Origin of the sequence: Halolamina litorea (genome assembly GCF_026616205.1) — an archaeon.
GTDB lineage: Archaea > Halobacteriota > Halobacteria > Halobacteriales > Haloferacaceae > Halolamina > Halolamina litorea.
Genome location: NZ_JANHGR010000001.1, coordinates 1,982,128 through 2,000,856, shown reverse-complemented (window position 1 = coordinate 2,000,856; position 18,729 = coordinate 1,982,128). Strand labels below are relative to the sequence as shown.

The window sequence follows — 18,729 nt, the reverse complement described above, 5'->3', positions numbered from 1 at the left end:
CGTGGACCGTCGATCCGTACCCGGCGCTCGGTCCGAAAGCGAACCACTTTACGCCGAACGGCCTCCACTCCCCTACAGATGGAGGACCGCACGCGCAACTACCTCAAGGGTCGCTTCGGCGACTACTACGCCGACGCCGACCTCGCGGTGCCGCCCGAACCCGACGCCCGCGAGTGGGGGCACATCCCCTACACCGAGAGCGCCGGGACGACGATGGTCCGGCACCGCTCGCTGCTCGACATGGGTGGCGACGCCCAGTCGATCCGGGAGTTCCTCGGCCGGGAAGCGCCCCGCCACGCCTACTTCTCGGCGGCGCGCTACGACGACCCGGGCGAGTCGACGATGGCCGAGAAGGGGTGGCTCGGCGCTGACCTCGTGTTCGACCTCGACGCCGACCACCTCCCCGGCGTCGACGAGGAGGCAGCAAGCTACGCCGAGATGCTCGAAGCCTGTAAGGACGCGCTGAAACGGCTGCTCGACCTGCTCCGGGAGGACTTCGGCTTCGCCGAAGAGGAACTGTTGATCGTCTTCTCGGGCGGCCGGGGCTACCACGTGCACGTCCGAAACGACGCGCTGCTCGGCCTCGACAGCGAGGCCCGCCGCGAAATCGTCGACTACGTCCGCGCCGTGGACCTCGACCGCGACGGCTTGATCCGGACGGTCTCCTACGGCGGTACGACCCGCCGCGAACTCAAGACCCGCGGCGGCTGGGGCCGGCGCGTCCACCGACGACTCGTGGAGTTCCTCGCCGACCTCCGGGAGATGGACCGCGAAGAGGCGTTGGAGGAACTCACCGCGTTCGACGGCATCGGCGACGGCCGCGCGGGGACGATCCTCGACGCTGCCGAGCGCAACCCCGGCGCGATCCGGGAGGGCAACGTCGAGGCCGGCGGCCCCGGCCTCCGAAAACTCGTCGAGGCGCTGACCGCGCAAGTGATCAGCACCGAGACGGCGCCAATCGACGAGCCGGTCACCACCGACGTTCGCCGGCTGATCCGGATCCCGGGCACGCTCCACGGCGGCACCGGGTTCGTCGTGAAACCGATCGCCGCCGACGAACTGGCCGACTTCGACCCGTTGACCGACGCCGTCGCCGACCGCTTCCGCGACCAGCGGATCATGGTGAACGTCACTGAGCCCGGGCCGCTCGACGTGGGCGCCGAAACGACTATATCGGCAGGTCCGCAATCGGTGGAAGAGTACGTCGGCGTGTTCCTCATGGCTCGGGGACGCGCCGAGAAGGCACCAGAGTAACCCCACACCCCCGGATGCCGCCGTGGCGTCACCCGCGCGACCCCAGACAACAGCATGGACATCGACGAACTCCAAACCGTCCAAAGCAAGGAGCGCCAGAAGGACAGCCTCCAGCACCTGCGGGACTCCTTCTACGAGGACGTAGCCGCCTACATTCAGGAGCTCAAGTCCGAACGGGACCGGGTCGCCGAGGCCGCCGACAGCCCCTTCTCCGACCCGGAGGTCTCGCGGCTCACCGACGACATCGAACGCGCGGAGGACGTCGTCGAGGCGGTGTACGAACGCCGGGTCGGCAAAGTCGTCAAGATGGCCTCCTTCGCCGCCGCGGACATGCCCGTCGAGGAGGAGGGCCTGACCACGCAGGAACGGGACCTCTTCGAGGACATGGTCGGCCGTATCGGCGAGAACCGCTCGCGGGTGCTCGACATCGTCGCCGGCGAGGGTGACCGCGTGCCGTCGTCGGCCGCCGGGGCACCCGCCACACAGCCGGAACCGACCGAGCCAGCGTCGGAGCCGTCCTCGCAGTCGTCCCCGGAGCCGTCGACGGCCGACAGCGGGACCGATTCGTCCCCCTCCCGCGCCGAACCGGCGGTCGGAACCGGCCCGTCCCCGGATACTGACGCCGACTCGGACACGCCCGAGGCACCACCGGATGCACCCCCGGACGTGCCACCAGACGAACCCTCGGGGACCGCGGAACGGACCGCCCCGCCCGAGACCGATATCGACCCGCGATCCGACGGTGGCGTGGCCGCCGAACCCCCGATGGGGGCTGGCGTGCCGTCCGACGCGTCCGCCGACGCGGACGAGGACGGGGAGGACCGAACCACCGTCCGGATCACCGCCGACGTGGGCCGGATGCTCGGCGTCGACGACCGCGAGTACGAACTCAAGAGCGACGACGTGGTCTCGCTGCCCGCGGACAACGCCGACGCGCTGCTCCAGCGCGAGGCCGCCGAGGAACTCTGGTAGGCGGTACAGCCGCCGGGAGCGGAAGGCGTTAGTCCCCGCCGGCCGCATGGCGGCGTATGCTCGAACCCGGCGACGACGCGCCACAGTTCTCGCTCCCGAACCAGGACGGCGAGGAGGTCTCGCTCGACTCCCTCCCCGGCGAGTACGCGGTGGTCTACTTCTACCCCCGGGCGGACACTCCCGGCTGCACCACCGAGGCCTGCTCGTTCCGCGACGACTGGGACGCCTACGAGGACGCCGGCGTCGCCGTCGTCGGCATCAGCGACGACCCCGTCGAGGACCTCGCCGACTTCCGCGAGAAGTACGACCTCCCGTTCGACCTGCTCTCCGACGAGGACGGCGAGGTTTCGGCGGCCTACGCTTCCTACGGCGAGAAGAACGTCTTCGGCAACCAGGTAATGGGGGTGTTCCGCAACACGTTCGTCGTCGACGACGCGGGCGAAATCGTCGCCGTCTACGAGGGCGTCGATCCCGAGGAGCACGCAGAGGAGATACTCGCGGACCTCGATCTGGCGTAGTTACGCCGCGACCCGACGCAGTTCTTCGGCCACGACCTCGCGGTTGAGCACGAGGAAGCCGACGAGGATGAGCCCGAACCCGACCACCGCGACCGGCGGCAGCGCCTCGTCGAGCAGCGCCCAGCCCGTAATCGACGCGACCGGCGGCACGGCGTAGCTCACGAGGTTCGAGGTGAACGGTCCCCGGCGTCGCATCAGCGTGAAGTAGGCCCCGTAGCCGACCGAACTCGCCACGACGCCGACGTAGGCCACCGAGACCCACGTCCACGTCCCCGAGGGGAGCGTCGGCGTCTCCCCGAGTGCGAGGCTGGCGGCGTGGAGCATCACCGCACCGAGCGCCATCGCCCACCCCGTCGTGGGCAGGCTGGCCATCGGGGCGTCGATCCGGCGCAGGAGGACGCTGCCCGCGGCGACGGAGATGACGGCACAGAACACCAGCGACGCGCCCACGCCGTCGGGGCCGAGCACGGCGAAGGCCGGTGAGAGGAACTCCGGCGCACCAGTGGGTGCCGCGGCCGTCACGGAGGGGTCGGGACCGGCGATGAGGATGACGCCGATCAGGCCCAACCCGATACCGACGGTGTCGCGAGCGTCGAGTCCCCCGCCGGAGAGGAGGAGGGCGGCGAACCCGACCGTGAGTACGGGGGTGAGACTGTAGACGACGGATGCGACCGAGCCGGAGGTGTAGAGCTGTCCGACGAAGAGGAAGAAGACGTTGCCGAACACCAGCAGCGCGGCGGCGACGACGATGGCCTGCCAGTCGGCACGTTCGGTGGGCCGGTCCAGCCGGCCGATCGCCGCCAGCGCCCCGAGGGTGACGACGGCGCCGATGTCGAAGCGGTAGCCGGCGAACAGGATCGGCTCGATCGAGCGGAGGCCGACCTCGATCGCGGAGAAGCCAGCGCCCCACGCGACGGCGAGCAGCGCGAACAGCCCGGCGTCCTGATAGCGAGACACGTCGATGACTGATAGACCGGGCGGCTTGAGCGTGTCCATCCGGGCGCGGCTACCGCATCAGCTTCTCGAACAGCGGGTCGACGTGGTCCCACTTGGCGTCGACGACGAACGGTAGCGCGAACAGCAACAGTACGGTCAGGCCGCTCGCCACGTCCCCGGGCAGGCCGAACGTCGGCATCACCGACCCGGCGAACGCCCCCGTGTGGGCACCGGCGATCACGAACAACAGTTGGCGGACCGAGCGGCGGCGGCGGTCGCTGGGCGTCGACTCCATACGAACGACTGCGAACGGTGACGGATATATCGACTGGCCGATCGTGTGCGGCGGCCGAGGCCCGCTCGCCACGCGGTCGTCGAGAACGGCGGCCGGGGCCTCAGTAGCCCCGATTGATCAGGTAATCGGCCAGGTCAGCCAGGAGGCCGCGGGCGTCGTTGTCCGGCAGCGCCTCGAGGTGGTCCTTCGAGCGGTCGGTCAGCTCTTGGGCCTTCGAGCGGGCGTACTCGATGCTGCCCGCCTCCTCCAGGGTCGCCACCGCCTCGGCGACGGCCTCCTCGGTGAGTTCGTCGGCCGTCTCGGCGTCGACGAGGTTGTCCACGTCGACGCCCTGCTGGCGCGCGTGGAGCGTGATCAGGGTCTCCTTCTCGCCGACGAGGTCCGAGCCGCGCTGTTTGCCCAGCTCCTCGCTGGGGACGGTGAGGTCGAGCACGTCGTCCTGGATCTGGAACGCGCGCCCGGAGTCGATCCCGTACTGGCGCAGCGCCTCGACCGTGTCGTCGTCGGCGCCGAGCAGGATCGCCGGGATGGCCGCTGAGGCGCCGTAGAGCACCGCCGTCTTGAGTTCGACCATCTCCAAGTACTCGTCGGGGAGCACGCCGTGGCGGTTCTCGAACTCCACGTCGAGGGCCTGCCCCTCACAGATCTGCGTGCAGGTACGGGCCAGCCGGTTGGTGGCGGCGACGCTGAGGTCCGCTCGACTCCCGGTGTCGGTCATGAACTCGAACGCCTTGGCGTAGAGCGTGTCGCCGGCGAGGATGGCCGTCGCCTCGTCGTACTCGCGGTGGACCGCGGGCACGCCCCGGCGCAGGTCGTCGTCGTCCATGATGTCGTCGTGTATCAGCGTGAACGACTGGATGACCTCGATGCTGACTGCCGCGCGCAGGAGGTCGATCTCGTCGTCGAACAGCGCCGGGAACGCACGGTAGTCGGCGGTACCCGGCTCCACGTCCGCCAGCGCCTCGCCGACGAGCAGACAGACTGTCGGCCGCAGCCGCTTGCCGCCGGCGTCGAGCAGGTAGCGCGAGGCCTCGTAGAGTCGTTTCGGCTCCTCTATCGGGAGGTCCTCAGCGATGGCGTCGTTGACCCGCTCGCGGCGCTGTTCGACCGCGGCGAGCAGCCGTTCGACCGTCGCTTCCTCGCTCATCGTTACTCCGTGAGCGTGTGGACGGTGCCGTTTCGCGAGAGGTGCACGTCCTCGCCGAGGTTGTACCCCTCGGACTCACAGAGTTCGACGTAGTCCGCGAGGTGCTTCAGGCTCTGGTGGGCGGGGATGACGTTCTCCGGCTGGAGCGCTTCGAGCATCTGGTAGTGGCCCTCCGAGCGGAGGTGACCCGAGACGTGGATGTCGTCGTAGATGTGGGCGCCCTGCATCCGGAGCAGCTGCTCGGACTGGTAGCGCTGGCCCTCGTTGGTCGGCTCCGGGATGACCCGGGCGCTGAAGATGACCTTGTCGCCCTCCTCCAGGTCGTAGGGGGTCTCGCCGCGACCCATCCGGGTGAGCATCGCTCGGGGCTCGCCCTGGTGGCCGGTGACGATGGGGAGGTAGTTCTCCTTGCCCTCCTTCATGATCCGTTTGAACGTGCGGTCGACGGACTTCCGGTGGCCGTACATCCCGAGGTCGTCCGGGAAGTCGACGAAGCCGAGACGCTCGGCGGTGCCGGAGTACTTCTCCATCGAGCGGCCCAGCAGTACCGGCTCGCGGCCGATCTCCTCGGCGAACTCGACGAGGCTCTTCACACGCGCGATGTGGCTCGAGAAGGTCGTGGCGACGATGCCGCCGTCGTAGTCCTTCACGCTCATCATCACGTCACGCAGGTGCTCCCGGGCGACGCGCTCGGAGGGGGTCCGGCCCTTCCGGCCGGCGTTGGTGCAGTCCTCGATGTAGGCCAGCACGCCCTCGCCCTCGCGACCGATCTCGCGGAACCGATCCATGTCGATCGGGTCGCCGACGACGGGCGTGTGGTCCATCCGCTTGTCGAGGCCGTAGACGACCGCGCCCTCCGGCGTGTGGAGGACGGGGTTGACGGCGTCGATGATGGAGTGGGTGATGTTGACGAACTCGAGTTCGGTCTCGTCGCCGATCTGCATCGTCTCGCCCGCTTCCATCTTGATCAGGTCGTTGTCGACCTGGAACTTCGACTCGCCCTGGATCTGCTGTTTGACCAGTTCGATCGTGAAGGGGGCGGAGACGATCGGGGCGTCGTAGCGGTGTGCCAGCTTCGAGATGGCGCCGATGTGGTCGAGGTGGCCGTGGGTCGGGACGATGGCCTGCACGTCGCCCTCGATTTCGGACATGACGCGGTCGTCCGGGATCGCGCCCATGTCGATGAGGTCGAGGCTGTGCATCTGCTCGGTCTCGACGTTGTCGTGGATGAGGACCTTACTCAGGTTCAGGCCCATGTCGAAGATGACCACGTCCTGGCCCGCGCGGACCGCTGTACACTGTCTACCGACTTCTTCGTAGCCGCCGATTGTTGCGATTTCGACTTCCATGGTTGTGTGCACTCAAAGCCACGTTCGTGGCGGTGTGCGTACGGAAACAGCCGCGAGTTCTGGGGGCCGTCGACCCCGGCGTCTTACAGCGCGTCGGCCACCGATCCCCGCAACGCCACGTCGGCGCTTACCCGCGGGTGTTCTTACGCCACCTTTCGTGTCCGAGGGTAAAAATGGCGCGGGTCGGCAGCCTCCCGCGGGTGGGGCGGCCGTCGCCGCCTCAGACGCCGAAGACCGACCGCAGCAGGTCGCGCGTCCCCGGTCCGAGGCCGACGGCGGCGACCGCGATGAGCAACAGCGTGGTGTACCGCGGGCTCTCCTCGGCGAGTTCCGGTTCGAACACCCAGACGACGAACGTCGCGGCGATCATCTTCACCACGAGGAACGGCCACGCCGCCCCGAATGACTCGACGATGAAGCGGTTCGCCGGGTGTTTCGGGGAGAGGTTGTACGGCACGCCCAGCGCCATCAGGTAGTCGAGGCCGATCACGTTCGCGGCGCCGTCGACGGCGTGGGCGACGAGAACCATCGCGCCGGCCAGCCCGGTCCCCGCGTTGATCCCTGGGGCGAACGCCTCGATGGCGTACCAGGTCACGGCGGTCGCGGCGGCAGCCAACGCGACCATCGCGATCAGCACGAGCGGGTAGAACGTTACCTCTGCCTCGGTCACTGCGAGCACCGAGAGGTAGACGATCGAGAGCAGGAACGCGCCCGTCCCGATCACGGCGAGCGGCCGGTCGTAGCGCTCGGCGTACCCCCGGCGGACGATCCAGATCGACACGAGGATGCTCGCCAGCGCGACGGCGAAGACGGTGAAGTAGATGATCGGACTGATCAGCAGCGTGTTGAGCGGGTAGTCGAGCCAGCCCTCGCCCATCGCGTTGTGGGCGTCCTCGACGGTCCGGAGCGCGCCCCCGAGCAGCATGAACGGCACCATCGCCCAGAACAGCCCGCGCTCCTCGCCGATCCCCAGCCGTTCGAGGAGGAACACGACCCCGGAGATGGTCAACAGTAGCGAGATCATGTAGCCGACCTCGCTCACGATGGTGTAGCCCGGTTCGGCGACTGGCTCCTCGGCGGCCGCACAGGCGGTACTGCTGTAGAGGTACTCGACGGTGTTGCCGGGGCGGACCGCACACGCGGCGTTGTGTGCGTCGGCCTGGACGGGCCCCCAGAAGTAGTGCCAGACGAAGCCGTCGTAGACGGTTTCGGGAACGAGCAGCGATCCCCCGACCAGCACGGCCAGCAGTGTCCCGACTACGGCCGCCCAGAGCCGCTCGGGTTCGGCGTCGACGCGCTCGCGGAGGGAGGACATACCTCGAAGGCACACAGCGTGAGGCTTCAGGGTTGCGGTCTCCCCCATCCGGCCGGTATCGTTACCTACGCCGCGCTCGCCAGTCGGGGTATGGTCACACCGTCGCCGCTCGTGATCGCGGCCGTCGCCGCCATCGTGAGTGTCGCCGCCTACGGGGGGTATCGGAAGGGGAAGGCAGACGGCGTCGTGGTGGGGAAACAGCGCGCCGAACGCCAGGAGTCACGCGAGGCCCACGAGGACGCGATGGAGCGGGAGCCGCCCGTCTCCGTCGGCGACAGCGTCTCGCTCGGCGTCAAGGAGTTCAAGAGCCACCACTCCGGCGAGCGCGTCGCGGTCTGTAAGCAGGAGGGGTTCGTCATCTTCGTCGAGGGCGTCCCCGAGAGCGTCGACGTCGGTGACGTGATCGACGCCGAAATCGTCGACTTCGGTCACGAGCGAAACTCCGCGGAGGCACAGTACACCGGCTAGTCGGGGCTCGGGTCGCGCCGACGGTTAGATCGGCAGGCCGTCGGCCTCGTAGTCGGTGCCGAGGACGATCATCGTCTGGGAGCGGGCGAACCCCTCGGTGTCGGCGATGTGGTCGAACATTAGCTCTCTGAGCGCGTCGGTGTCCTCGGCGTGGACCCGAACCATCACGTCCCACTGGCCGGTCGTCAGGTGGACCTCCTTCACTTCCGGCAGGCCGGCGAGGTGGGCGAGCGCCTCCTCCTCGCGGCCCTGATCGGTCCGGAGGCCGACGAACGCGCTGACGCCGTAGCCGACCGACCGCGCGTCGACGCTCGCGTGGTAGCCCTGGATGACGCCGGCCTCCTCCATCCTGTTCACCCGGTCGTGGACGGTCGCACTCGACATGTCGATCCGGCGTGCGACCTCGCTGAATGGGGTCCGAGCGTCCTCCTGGAGGATGCGGAGGATCTGTTTGTCGGTCTCGTCGAGTTCCATACCGGGGCTGAGGCGTGCGGACTCTTTGTGGTTCCGGCCGGCAGCGCCGCCGTCCCCGTTCAGTCGTCGATCTCCCGCGCCGCCGCGAGCACGTCCTCGTGCAGCGCGCCGTTCGACGCCACCAGCCCGCGGGCGCCGTGGTGCCACGGCTGACCCCGGAGGTCGGTCACAGTCCCCCCGGCCCGTCGGACGAGGTGGACCCCGGCGATCGTGTCCCACGGTTTCGTGTCCACGTTGGTCACCACACCCTCCACCGACCCGGCGGCGAGCATCGCCAGCGCGGCCTGTGCGCTGCCGGGTCGCCGGAGGTCCGCGAAGCGCCTGACGATGGCTCCACACGCCCGGGCGTACTCGTCGCGGCGGTCCTGTTCCCACCAGACCGTCGGGACGACCGCGGCCCGTTCGGGGTCGTCGACCGACGAGACGGTGATCTCGGCGCCGTTCCGGTACGCCGCCTCGCCGTCCGCGGTGTACACGTCCCCGAGCGCCGGCAGCGCGTTGCAGGCCGCCACCGGCTCACCGTCCTCGACACACGCCACGGCCGTCGCCCACGTCGGTAGCTCCCGGACGTAGCTGTTCGTACCGTCGATGGGGTCGACGACCCACGCCGGCCCGCGCTCCGGCACCGACTTCAGCGCGTCGCCCTCCTCGCCGACGACCGGCTCCTCGCGGTGTTCCTCGTGGATGACCTCTTCGACCTCGCGTTGGGCGGCGCGGTCGGCTTCCGTCACCACGTCGGTCTTGCCGTTTTTCGTCTCCACGGCGACGCCGGTGCGGAAGAACTCCGCGGCGACTTCGCCACCGGCGACCGCCGCACGGCGAGCGAGCGCCGCGCGGCCGGTCGAACCGTGTTCGTGCATGGTCCATCCGCTCGGACGGCCAACAGTAAGAAACATCGGGTCCGGTGGCGGGGTTTGCCGTGGATCATCGGCGGCGTGCGGACCGCGGCGGCACGGACGACGACGGCCTCAGGCGCCGCTCTCCAAGCGCTCGTGGCGCTGTTCGAACCGCCCCTTGCAGGTGAGACAGCAGAAGTGATAGACCGAGTCGCCGATCTTGCTCGCTTGGCCCTCACTCCCCACGGTGTTGCCACACTCCGCACACTCGAGGGCGAACCCGGAGCCGCTGACCGTCGGCGTCCAGTCCACGTCGGTGAGCATCGTCACGTCGAAGTCGGCGACGCCGCCGGCGCCCGCGACACCCGCCAGCACCTCCTCGACCTCCGACTCTGAGAGCCGGGCGTGAAACACCACGTCTCCGTCGGCGGTCTGGAACACGTGCTCGGCCGCCTCGATGTCGTCGACGGCCGCCCGGACGGCGCTCGTGTGCCCCGGATCGACGTCGACAGTAACGAGCAGGGGGACGCCGCCCTGTAGCTGCGAGCGGTCGAGGTCGAGCGTGAACCCCCTGATCACGCCGGCTTCCTCCAGCCGGCTCACCCGGTCTGAGACCGCCGGCGCGGAGAGGTCGACCTCCTCGCCGATCTCGCTGTAGGACGCTCTGGCGTCCGCGGAGAGGATTCGGAGGATGGTCATGTCCGTCTCGTCGAGGTCGCGCATAGACCGTCGTAGACGACCGCGAGTAAAGAATCCCCGCTCCCGGGCGCTACATCCCCATCGACATGGCGAACGAGAGTCCGAGGCTCGGCTGCATGACGAGGACGTAGACGCCCGCGGCGAGGCTGATCAGGCTCGTCGCCGTCGCCACCTCGTTGCCCCAGAACGGCAGGCGCTCGACGGTGACGACCGTGGTCAGCCCGACCATCCAGAAGAAGTTCATCTCCCCGAATATCGGCATCAGGAAGAAGAAAAATGGGAACGTGATGAACACGCATTTCGTGCCGTGGCGCAGCCCCCGGCCGAAGGAGTCGAAGAAGTCGTTGCTGTGAGGGTTGACGTTCGCACAGCAGTCACGCAGCAGCCCGTTTTTGAACCACAGCGACTGGTAGAGCCCGGTCAGGATCAGCGCGGTCCCGACGAACGCGTGAGGGTGGCTCTTGACCGCGCCGTAGATACCCTCGAAGCCCGCGAGCGTGAAGCCCAGATGCATTCCCAACGGGATGACGCCGGTCAGCAGCCAGACGAGCTGGTAGCTCGCGAGGAAGCCGCCGACGGAACCGGTCACCGAGAGGCTTGACCCGCGGTGGGAGTTGGCGTAGTCCCTGACGAAGCGGGTCATCGCAGGCATCATCATCGCCCACATCATCACGCCCCACATCACGACGTAGCCGAGGTAGGCGTCGAGGGTCCCGACGTGGAACGTTCCGAGTTCCATCGCGCCCGGCGCCGCCATCGGGATGCCCCGCTCGTTCATCAGCCACATCATCCCCGGCATCGGCACCTCGCCGTTGTAGGTCCATATCCAGTACACCGCATCGAGCGCGAGCATGACCAGGATCACCGCCGTCCCGCGGGTGTGATCCAGGTCGAACAGCCCGTCCTGTTGGTCGGGATCGTACTGGAGGCTCATCGCTCCCCCCACTGACGGTTTTGGCCCCCACACCAGTCCATGTTGGTTCCCGAAACACAGAGCAGCGTGAAAAAGCGTACACCCGCCGGTGGCCCGTCGAGTAAGCGAAAATACCCCCGGGCCGCAGCGCCGATCTCCCGTAAACGACGGGGAGGCCACGGTTCGGAACTGTCTGACGCCTTCGGCAGTCAGCGGCGTTACATCCCCATCGACATCGTAAACGAGATGCCGAGATCGGGCTGGGCGACGAGGACGACGACCCCCGCCAGCAGGCTGATGATACCCGTCGAGACGGCGATGTCGTCGCCCCAGATCGGGAGCCGTTCGATCGTCACGAGCGTGGTCAGTGCGACCATCCAGAAGAAGTTCATTTCCCCGAAGAACGGCATGAGCAGGAAGAAGAAGCCGAAGCAGATGGCGACACAGCGGGTGCCGTGCCAGACTCCCTCACGGAACGCCGTCGGGATGTCGTCCTCGTGGGGATTGACGTTCGCACAGCAGTCACGCAGGAGGTTCTGTTTGAACGTCGTGAGCTGGTAGAGCCCCGTCAGGACCAGCATCGTGCCGACGACGCCGACGGTATGGGACCGGACGAAGCCGTAAATCCCCTCGTAGCCGAGCGCCGAGAGCCCGGCGTGGAACCCGAGCGGGAACGTTGCCGAGAGCATCCAGATGATGTGGTAGCTGGCGAAGAAGGCCGTGACCGCGAGCGCGGTTTGGACGGCCGACCCCTGGTGGGCCGCGGTGTAGTCCCGCGTGAACCGCGCCATCGCGGGGTGCATCATCGTCCACATCATCACCCCCCACATCACGAAGAAGCCGACGAACGCCGTCCCGCCGGCGTGGAACGTCCCGAGTTCCATCGCGCCCGGCGCCGCCATCGGGATGGAACGCTCGCCCATCAGCCAGTTCATCCCCGGCATCGGCACGCTCCCTTCCCACATCATCACCCAGAACACGGCGTCGATGCCCAGCATCGCGAGCACCGCCGTCCGCCCACGAGTGAGTCCGAGGCTGAACAGCCCCGTCTCGGTTTCGGTCTCCTCACGGCGTGCGCTTCCGTACGCCATGGTCAGCGACCCCCCCAGGTCGCCGGTTCGTCGATACCCCACCCACGATCACGGTTCGGTTCGAAGTGCCACATTGGCTACCGGTACCCAATCAAATGACTGTGAAAAAAGTTCGCGTGATGTGGGTTTCACCACCCGAGTTCCTCCGATCGTTCGGAATCATGGGATCGTTTCCTTTCAGACGAAGGTTGTCCCGGTAATCGGTCCCTTCTACGGGGCGTTTCGTCGTTCGTATCGCCGCGTGACTTCGGTTCGTTAGCTTCCGTCGCCTTCTGCTTTCGGCATCCATAGTCGTGTCCTGACCGTGCCAGTCGGTACCGTCTCGGGTGGTTCGTCGGCGACCGGCTCGGGGCGGCAAGCTTCAAGGCATCTCCGGGGAAAGTAGTTGAGTGCTTATGGATATCTCCGATATTGCTGTCAAGGAGTTCGCCGAAGTCGAGGCCGACACCCGCGTCGCGAAGGTCCGGTCGCTCTTCGAGCGGGAGAACCCGAAAGGGATCGTCGTGATGGAGGACGGTGACTGCATCGGCGTCGTTCGCGAGAAGCAACTGATCCAGTCCCACGTCGAGGACGACACCAAGGTGTCGGCCATCGTGCGGTCCTCCCGGAGCGGCGGGAGTCCCCCGAAGGTCGCCCGCTACGACGACGTACGCGAGGTCTGCCGCGTGCTCGTCGAGGGCGACGTGAAGATCGCTCCGGTCTACGAGGGCGAGAACCTCTGGGGCATCGTCGCCGCCGACGACATCCTGCGTACGGTCCACGAGAACCTCGAAGCGATCACCGTCGGGGACATCGCGTCGGAGTCCGTCGTCACCGTCACCGAGGACGACCACGTGGGCAAGGCCATCAACCGCCTGCGCGAGAACGGCATCTCCCGGCTGCCGGTGGTCAACGAGACCGGCGAACTCACGGGGATCATCACGACCAACGACATCGTCAACTTCGCCGTGCGCGACGAGGAGCGACAGGGCGAGGGCGACCGCCGCGGCGAGATCGACCGGATGCTCGACATCCCGGTGTACGACCTGATGTCCAGCCCGGTCCAGACGATCACGCCGGGTGAGACCGTCGACGACGCCGTCACGGTCATGTTCGAGAACGACATCTCGGGGCTCGTCGTGACGGCGACGCCCTCCGGCGCCGACATCGCCGGCGTCATCACCAAGACCGACGTGCTGCGTGCCCTCTCGCTGACCGAGGAGGAGTCGATGAACGTCCAGATCACGAACGTGAACCTGCTGGACGACCTCACCCGCGAGGATATCGTCGCCGACACCACCGCCGTCGTCGACAAGTTCCAGGAGATGAACGTCCTCCACGCCCACGTGCGCTTCAGCCAGCACAAGGAGAAGCTCCGTGGCACTCCGCTGATCCGCTGTCAGATCCGCCTCCGCACCACGCAGGGCCAGGTCGCCGGCTCCGGCGAGGGCTACGGCGCCGACCACGCGTTCCACGTTGCCCTCGACCGACTGGAGCGCAACGTCCTCGAACTCAAGGGCGTCAAGGCCGACGAGGAGTACCGCGGCCAGCTGATGCGGAAGCTGAACGAACTCTAAACGACCTTTTGCTGCGGGCCCCAGAGGGCCCTGGCAAAAGCTCGACCAAAAGCCTCCTCGTTCCCTCCGGTCACTCGTCGGCCCGCTCGCTCACTTCGTTCGCTCGCGGTGGGTCGAGCCGGCTTAGAACTCGTCGGTCGCCTCGACGCCGTCACCGGTGATCCGGAACGTCGCCGAGTCGCCGGTGGCCTTCGAGCGGTGTTTCTCCAGCGAGGCGCGGCGGTTGCCGCCGCGGAAGCGCTCCAGTCGAAGGACGACGCCGGTCCAGTGTTCGAGCGTGTTGCCGCCCAGCCCGCGGGTCCGGTCGGCGTCGGGGTCGCGGAACACCTGATTGGTGACGACGACCGCCACGTCGTGTTTCCGGGCCAGCGAGAGCAGGTGGGTCACCTGACTTGCCACCTTCCGCAGCGTCTCGCCGCCGGAGCTCTCGCCGGCGCGTTCCAGCCGGTAGAACCCCGTCGCGGAGTCGAGGACGATCAGGTCGACCGACTCGGCGAACTCCTCGGCGTCGCGCACCGCTTCGGCCTGCTCGTCGAAGTCGTAGGCCTCCGAGACGACGACCCGGCCCGCGACGTCGTCGAACGACGCCGCGTCGGTCTTGCCGTCGACGATCTGTCGGAAGCGTTCGATCGAGAGCCCCTCGGTGTCGATGTAGAGCGCGCGACCGCCGTCGACCGCGGCCTCGACAGCCGCCGAGAGCGCGAGGTTGGTCTTCCCCGCCGCGGGCTCGCCGTAGAGCTGCGTGACGGTACCGCGCTCGAAGCCGCCGCCGAGGAGGTCGTCGACGGGGCCACAGCCGATGGGGACGGGATCACTCACGATCCGGGGTTGTGCGTACTGGTACGAAAGCGCTCGGAAGTCGGCGAGCCCCGCCGACCCCCACGATCTCGGCGGCCGCGCGCAGGTCCCCGGCCCGGTGCCGGTATGTGCCGCCGGATCGGCACGATTCCGGCCGTTCTCCCACGTTTCGTGACCCCGATTGTGGTACGAAACCTCACCCTAGCGCCACACTTATGCGCCGAGACCGACTACCTTCGCACAACTCATTCCGGGTTACTCATGAACGAAGTCCAACTGGAAGTCGCGAAGGCGTATCCGAACGACTCGGGCCGTGGGATCGCTCGGCTCGACCCCGACACCCTGCTGCACCTGAAGCTCTCCCCCGGGGACATCATCGAGATCGAGGGTGCCGAGACCACCGCCGCGAAGGTCTGGCGGGCCGACCGGCAGGACTGGAACACCGACACGGTGCGCATCGACGGCTTCACCCGGCAGAACGCCGACGTGAGCATCGGCGAGCGCGTCACCATCCGGAAGGCCGAGGCGGAAACCGCCGAGAAGCTCACCCTCGCGCCGCCCGAGGACGCGTCGGTGCAGTTCGGCTCCGAGGCCGCCGGCATGGTCAAGCGCCAGATCCTCAAGCGTCCGGTGGTCGAGCGCGACATCGTCCCCGTGATGTCCAGCACGAACCACCCGTTCATGCGCTCGCCCGGGCAGGCGATCCCCCTGATCGCCGTCGAGACCGAGCCCGACGGCGTCTGTCTCGTCACCGAGGAGACCGAGGTCGAACTCCGCGAGGAGCCGATCTCCGGGTTCGACAAGACCGGCGGCGGGATCACCTACGAGGACATCGGCGGCCTCGAGGACGAGATCCAGCGCGTCCGGGAGATGGTCGAACTCCCGATGAAGCACCCCCAGATCTTCAACAAGCTCGGCATCGAGCCGCCCCAGGGAGTGTTGCTCCACGGGCCACCCGGCACCGGGAAGACCCTGCTCGCGAAGGCCGTCGCCAACGAGACCTCCGCGAGTTTCTTCTCCATCGCCGGCCCGGAGATCATCTCGAAGTACTACGGGGAGTCCGAACAGCAGCTCCGTGAGATCTTCGAGGACGCCAAGGACGACAGCCCGTCGATCATCTTCATCGACGAACTCGACTCCATCGCGCCCAAGCGTGAGGACGTGACCGGCGAGGTCGAGCGCCGCGTCGTCGCCCAGCTACTGACGATGATGGACGGGCTCGACTCCCGCGGACAGGTCATCGTCATCGGCGCCACCAACCGCGTCGACAGCGTCGACCCCGCGCTCCGTCGCCCGGGCCGCTTCGACCGCGAGATCGAGATCGGCGTCCCCGACGAGACCGGCCGCAAGGAGATCCTCCAGATCCACAGCCGCGGCATGCCCCTCTCGGACGACGTGGACCTCGACCACCTCGCCGACGAGACCCACGGCTTCGTCGGCGCCGACATCGAGAGCCTGAGCAAGGAAGCCGCGATGAAGGCGCTGCGGCGCTACCTCCCCGAGATCGACCTCGACGAGGAGGAGGTGCCCCCGAGCCTGATCGACCGCATGATCGTCAAGGAGGGCGACTTCCGCGGCGCGCTCAACGAGGTCGAACCGAGCGCGATGCGGGAGGTGCTGGTCGAACTGCCGAAGATCACGTGGGAGGACGTTGGCGGCCTCGAGGACGCCAAACAGCAGATCAAGGAGGCCGTCGAGTGGCCGCTGTCCAGCCCCGAGAAGTTCGATCGCATGGGCGTCGAGGCGCCGAAGGGCGTGATGCTCTACGGCCCGCCCGGCACCGGGAAGACGCTGATGGCGAAGGCGGTAGCCAACGAGACCAACGCCAACTTCATCTCGGTCCGCGGCCCGCAACTGCTCTCGAAGTGGGTCGGCGAGTCCGAGAAGGCGATCCGCCAGACGTTCCGCAAGGCCCGGCAGGTCTCGCCCACCGTCATCTTCTTCGACGAACTCGACTCGCTCGCGCCGAGTCGGGGACAGGACATGGGCACGAACGTCTCCGAGCGCGTCGTGAACCAGCTCCTGACCGAACTCGACGGGCTGGAGGAGATGGGCGAGGTGATGGTGATCGCTGCCACCAACCGCCCGGACATGATCGACCCGGCGCTGATCCGCTCTGGCCGGTTCGACCGCCTCGTGATGGTCGGCTCGCCCGACCAGGAGGGTCGCGAGAAGATCCTCCAGATCCACACCCAGAACACGCCGCTTGCCCCCGACGTGAGCCTCAAGGAGATCGCGGAGATCACCGACGGCTACGTCGGCTCCGACCTGGAGTCGATCTGCCGGGAGGCCGCCATCGAGGCGCTCCGCGCCGACGACGACGCCGACGAGGTCGAGATGAGCCACTTCCGGCAGGCCATCGAGTCGGTGCGGCCGACGATCACCGAGGACCTCCTCAGCTACTACGAGGAGGTCGAAGAGGAGTTCCGTGGCAGCGCGAGCACGTCCGTCGACCGCGGCGGCAACCGCTTGGGCTTCCAGTAGCCCGACCGCCCCTTCTCGGCGGAGAGCGTCCCTCCCCGACATCGGCGAGCCGTTCGACACCAGGGCAACACCCAACCACGAGCAGCCGCTAATTCGGGTATGGGCACGAACCAGAGCGACACGTTCGACATCGGCGAGTACACCGTCCACCGACTCGGTTTCGGCGCGATGCGGCTCTGTGGCGAGGGGATCATCGGCGCTCCAGACGACGAGGAGGCCGCCCGCGACGTCGCGCGCGAGGCGGTCGACCTCGGCGTGGACTTCATCGATACGGCGGACTCCTACGGCCCCGGAACGAGCGAGCGCCTGCTCCGCGAGGCCGGCGTTGTTGACAACGCGCTCGTCGCCACCAAGGGTGGACTGCTCCGCAGCCACGACGGCGACTGGCTCCCCCACGGCGACCCCGACTACCTCGAGAACGCCGCGCTGGCGTCCATCGACCGCCTCGGCGTGGACAGTATCGACCTCTACCAGCTCCACCGGCCCGACCCCGACACCGACTTCGAGGCGTCGGTGACGAAGCTCGCGGAACTCAAGGACGCCGGGCTGGTCGACAACGTCGGCCTGAGCAACGTCTCCGTCGAGCAGTTGGAGACCGCCCGCGACCACGTCGAGGTGGCGACGGTGCAGAACAACTACAACCTCGTCAACCGCGAGCACCAGGACGTGCTCGACGCCTGTGAGGGCGCCGGCATCGGCTTCATCCCGTACTTCCCCCTCGGCGCCGGGGACCTCGACGAGAAGGCCGAGGCCGTCGACGCCGTCGCCGACGCCCACGACGCCTCGCGCTACCAGGTCGCGCTGGCGTGGCTGCTCTCCAGTTCCGACGTGACGCTGCCGATCCCCGGCACGTCGAGCGTCGAGCACCTGCGGGAGAACGTCGCCGCGAGCGGGATCGAGTTGACCGACGACGACCTCGCCCGACTGAGCGAGTAACGCAGCGCAGCGGCGTCAGTAGATCAGTTCGTCGGAGTTGTCGACCATGTACAGCGTGCGGGCGGCGACGTTGACCGCGTGGTCGCCGACGCGTTCGAGGTCCCGCACCGTCAGGAGGAGTCGGGACACGTCGCCCATCAGGTCCTCGACCTCCTCGCGGTCGCCGGCTTCCTTCTCGATCAGGTCCCGGACGATGATCTCGGAGGCGCTCTCACACAGCGCGTCGAGGTCGTCGTCGCGCTCGGCGACGGCGAAACAGCCCTCGGCGTCCTCGTCCTCGTAGGCGGCCATCGCCATGGCGAGCATCTCCAGGGTCTCGTCGCCGATGCGCTGAACGTCCACGTCGGGGAACACCTCGTAGCGGGCCTCGGCGGCGTACCCTCCGAGGTTCGTCGCCAAGTCGGCGATCCGTTCGAGGTCGGTGATGATCTTGAACGAGGAGGCGATGAAGCGCAGGTCGCCGGCGACGGGCTGTTGGAGCGCCAGCAGGTCGATGCAGTCCTGTTCGAGTTCGAGGTAGAGTTGGTTGACCTCGTCGTCGCGGTCGATGACCTCCTGGCCGAGTTCGTCGTCCTGTGCCTCCAGCGCGTCGAGGCCCATCCGCAGGCGCTCGGCGACGACCTCGCCCATGTAGAGGACGTCCTCCCGGAGCGATTCGAGCTGTCGTTGGTAGTCGTCTCGTGGCATA

19 protein-coding genes are annotated in these 18,729 nt (G+C 67.8%); 7 read left to right on the top strand and 12 right to left on the bottom strand.

Annotated elements, in window-relative coordinates:
* Positions 1 to 78: 78 nt before the first annotated feature.
* The 3 genes from priS to bcp are packed head-to-tail and all read left to right on the top strand — an operon-like array spanning position 79 to position 2,744.
* Complete coding sequence (gene priS, locus NO998_RS10350) at positions 79 to 1,254, top strand: DNA primase catalytic subunit PriS (protein WP_267647053.1); 1,176 nt, start codon at positions 79 to 81, stop codon at positions 1,252 to 1,254.
* Between the two features lie 54 nt (positions 1,255 to 1,308).
* A complete protein-coding gene (locus NO998_RS10345) occupies positions 1,309 to 2,226 on the top strand; it encodes a DNA replication complex subunit Gins51 (protein ID WP_267647052.1) in 918 nt (305 codons plus the stop codon).
* A 56-nt stretch (positions 2,227 to 2,282) separates the two neighbouring features.
* Complete coding sequence (gene bcp / locus NO998_RS10340) at positions 2,283 to 2,744, top strand: thioredoxin-dependent thiol peroxidase (RefSeq protein WP_267647051.1); 462 nt, start codon at positions 2,283 to 2,285, stop codon at positions 2,742 to 2,744.
* Here the strand turns inward: bcp and NO998_RS10335 are convergent, their stop codons facing one another.
* The 5 genes from NO998_RS10335 to NO998_RS10315 all read right to left on the bottom strand — a co-directional run bounded on the left by NO998_RS10335 (position 2,745) and on the right by NO998_RS10315 (position 7,786).
* Positions 2,745 to 3,701, bottom strand: coding sequence for a DMT family transporter (locus NO998_RS10335; protein WP_267647049.1), 957 nt, complete (start codon positions 3,699 to 3,701; stop codon positions 2,745 to 2,747). It lies immediately after the preceding gene.
* A 49-nt stretch (positions 3,702 to 3,750) separates the two neighbouring features.
* Complete coding sequence (locus NO998_RS10330; protein ID WP_267647048.1) at positions 3,751 to 3,975, bottom strand: hypothetical protein; 225 nt, start codon at positions 3,973 to 3,975, stop codon at positions 3,751 to 3,753.
* A 100-nt stretch (positions 3,976 to 4,075) separates the two neighbouring features.
* A complete protein-coding gene (gene idsA3, locus NO998_RS10325; protein ID WP_267647047.1) occupies positions 4,076 to 5,122 on the bottom strand; it encodes a geranylfarnesyl diphosphate synthase in 1,047 nt (348 codons plus the stop codon).
* A gap of 2 nt (positions 5,123 to 5,124) precedes the next feature.
* The gene (locus NO998_RS10320) at positions 5,125 to 6,471 is read right to left on the bottom strand and encodes a ribonuclease J (protein WP_267647046.1); all 1,347 of its coding nucleotides are present in this window, start codon (positions 6,469 to 6,471) and stop codon (positions 5,125 to 5,127) included.
* 220 nt (positions 6,472 to 6,691) lie between these two features.
* Positions 6,692 to 7,786: a DUF63 family protein gene (locus NO998_RS10315; RefSeq protein WP_267647045.1), complete on the bottom strand. Its 1,095-nt coding sequence runs from the start codon at positions 7,784 to 7,786 to the stop codon at positions 6,692 to 6,694.
* A gap of 90 nt (positions 7,787 to 7,876) precedes the next feature.
* Between NO998_RS10315 and NO998_RS10310 the strand changes: the two genes are divergently transcribed.
* Positions 7,877 to 8,254, top strand: coding sequence for a hypothetical protein (locus tag NO998_RS10310; RefSeq protein WP_267647044.1), 378 nt, complete (start codon positions 7,877 to 7,879; stop codon positions 8,252 to 8,254).
* A gap of 24 nt (positions 8,255 to 8,278) precedes the next feature.
* Here the strand turns inward: NO998_RS10310 and NO998_RS10305 are convergent, their stop codons facing one another.
* The 5 genes from NO998_RS10305 to NO998_RS10285 all read right to left on the bottom strand — a co-directional run bounded on the left by NO998_RS10305 (position 8,279) and on the right by NO998_RS10285 (position 12,267).
* Entirely contained in the window at positions 8,279 to 8,728 is a 450-nt protein-coding gene (locus tag NO998_RS10305) for an Lrp/AsnC family transcriptional regulator (RefSeq protein WP_267647043.1), read from the bottom strand.
* A gap of 59 nt (positions 8,729 to 8,787) precedes the next feature.
* The gene (locus NO998_RS10300) at positions 8,788 to 9,588 is read right to left on the bottom strand and encodes an inositol monophosphatase family protein (RefSeq protein ID WP_267647042.1); all 801 of its coding nucleotides are present in this window, start codon (positions 9,586 to 9,588) and stop codon (positions 8,788 to 8,790) included.
* Positions 9,589 to 9,696: 108 nt separating this feature from the next.
* Positions 9,697 to 10,287: a winged helix-turn-helix transcriptional regulator gene (locus NO998_RS10295; RefSeq protein ID WP_267647041.1), complete on the bottom strand. Its 591-nt coding sequence runs from the start codon at positions 10,285 to 10,287 to the stop codon at positions 9,697 to 9,699.
* Between the two features lie 46 nt (positions 10,288 to 10,333).
* Positions 10,334 to 11,197, bottom strand: coding sequence for a copper chaperone (locus NO998_RS10290; protein ID WP_267647040.1), 864 nt, complete (start codon positions 11,195 to 11,197; stop codon positions 10,334 to 10,336).
* A 197-nt stretch (positions 11,198 to 11,394) separates the two neighbouring features.
* Entirely contained in the window at positions 11,395 to 12,267 is an 873-nt protein-coding gene (locus NO998_RS10285; RefSeq protein ID WP_267647039.1) for a DUF2182 domain-containing protein, read from the bottom strand.
* Between the two features lie 395 nt (positions 12,268 to 12,662).
* Here NO998_RS10285 and NO998_RS10280 point away from each other — a divergent pair, with 395 nt between their 5' ends.
* A complete protein-coding gene (locus tag NO998_RS10280; RefSeq protein WP_267647038.1) occupies positions 12,663 to 13,823 on the top strand; it encodes a CBS domain-containing protein in 1,161 nt (386 codons plus the stop codon).
* Positions 13,824 to 13,946: 123 nt separating this feature from the next.
* Here the strand turns inward: NO998_RS10280 and radB are convergent, their stop codons facing one another.
* Positions 13,947 to 14,642 carry a DNA repair and recombination protein RadB gene (gene radB, locus NO998_RS10275; RefSeq protein ID WP_267647037.1) on the bottom strand — a complete coding sequence of 232 codons (696 nt, stop codon included), beginning with the start codon at positions 14,640 to 14,642 and terminating at the stop codon, positions 13,947 to 13,949.
* A 240-nt stretch (positions 14,643 to 14,882) separates the two neighbouring features.
* Here radB and NO998_RS10270 point away from each other — a divergent pair, with 240 nt between their 5' ends.
* The gene (locus NO998_RS10270) at positions 14,883 to 17,105 is read left to right on the top strand and encodes a CDC48 family AAA ATPase (RefSeq protein ID WP_267647036.1); all 2,223 of its coding nucleotides are present in this window, start codon (positions 14,883 to 14,885) and stop codon (positions 17,103 to 17,105) included.
* 99 nt (positions 17,106 to 17,204) lie between these two features.
* Complete coding sequence (locus NO998_RS10265; protein ID WP_267647035.1) at positions 17,205 to 18,041, top strand: aldo/keto reductase; 837 nt, start codon at positions 17,205 to 17,207, stop codon at positions 18,039 to 18,041.
* A 15-nt stretch (positions 18,042 to 18,056) separates the two neighbouring features.
* Here NO998_RS10265 and phoU read toward each other — a convergent pair whose 3' ends face one another.
* Complete coding sequence (gene phoU, locus NO998_RS10260; protein ID WP_267647034.1) at positions 18,057 to 18,728, bottom strand: phosphate signaling complex protein PhoU; 672 nt, start codon at positions 18,726 to 18,728, stop codon at positions 18,057 to 18,059.
* Position 18,729 lies beyond the last annotated feature (1 nt).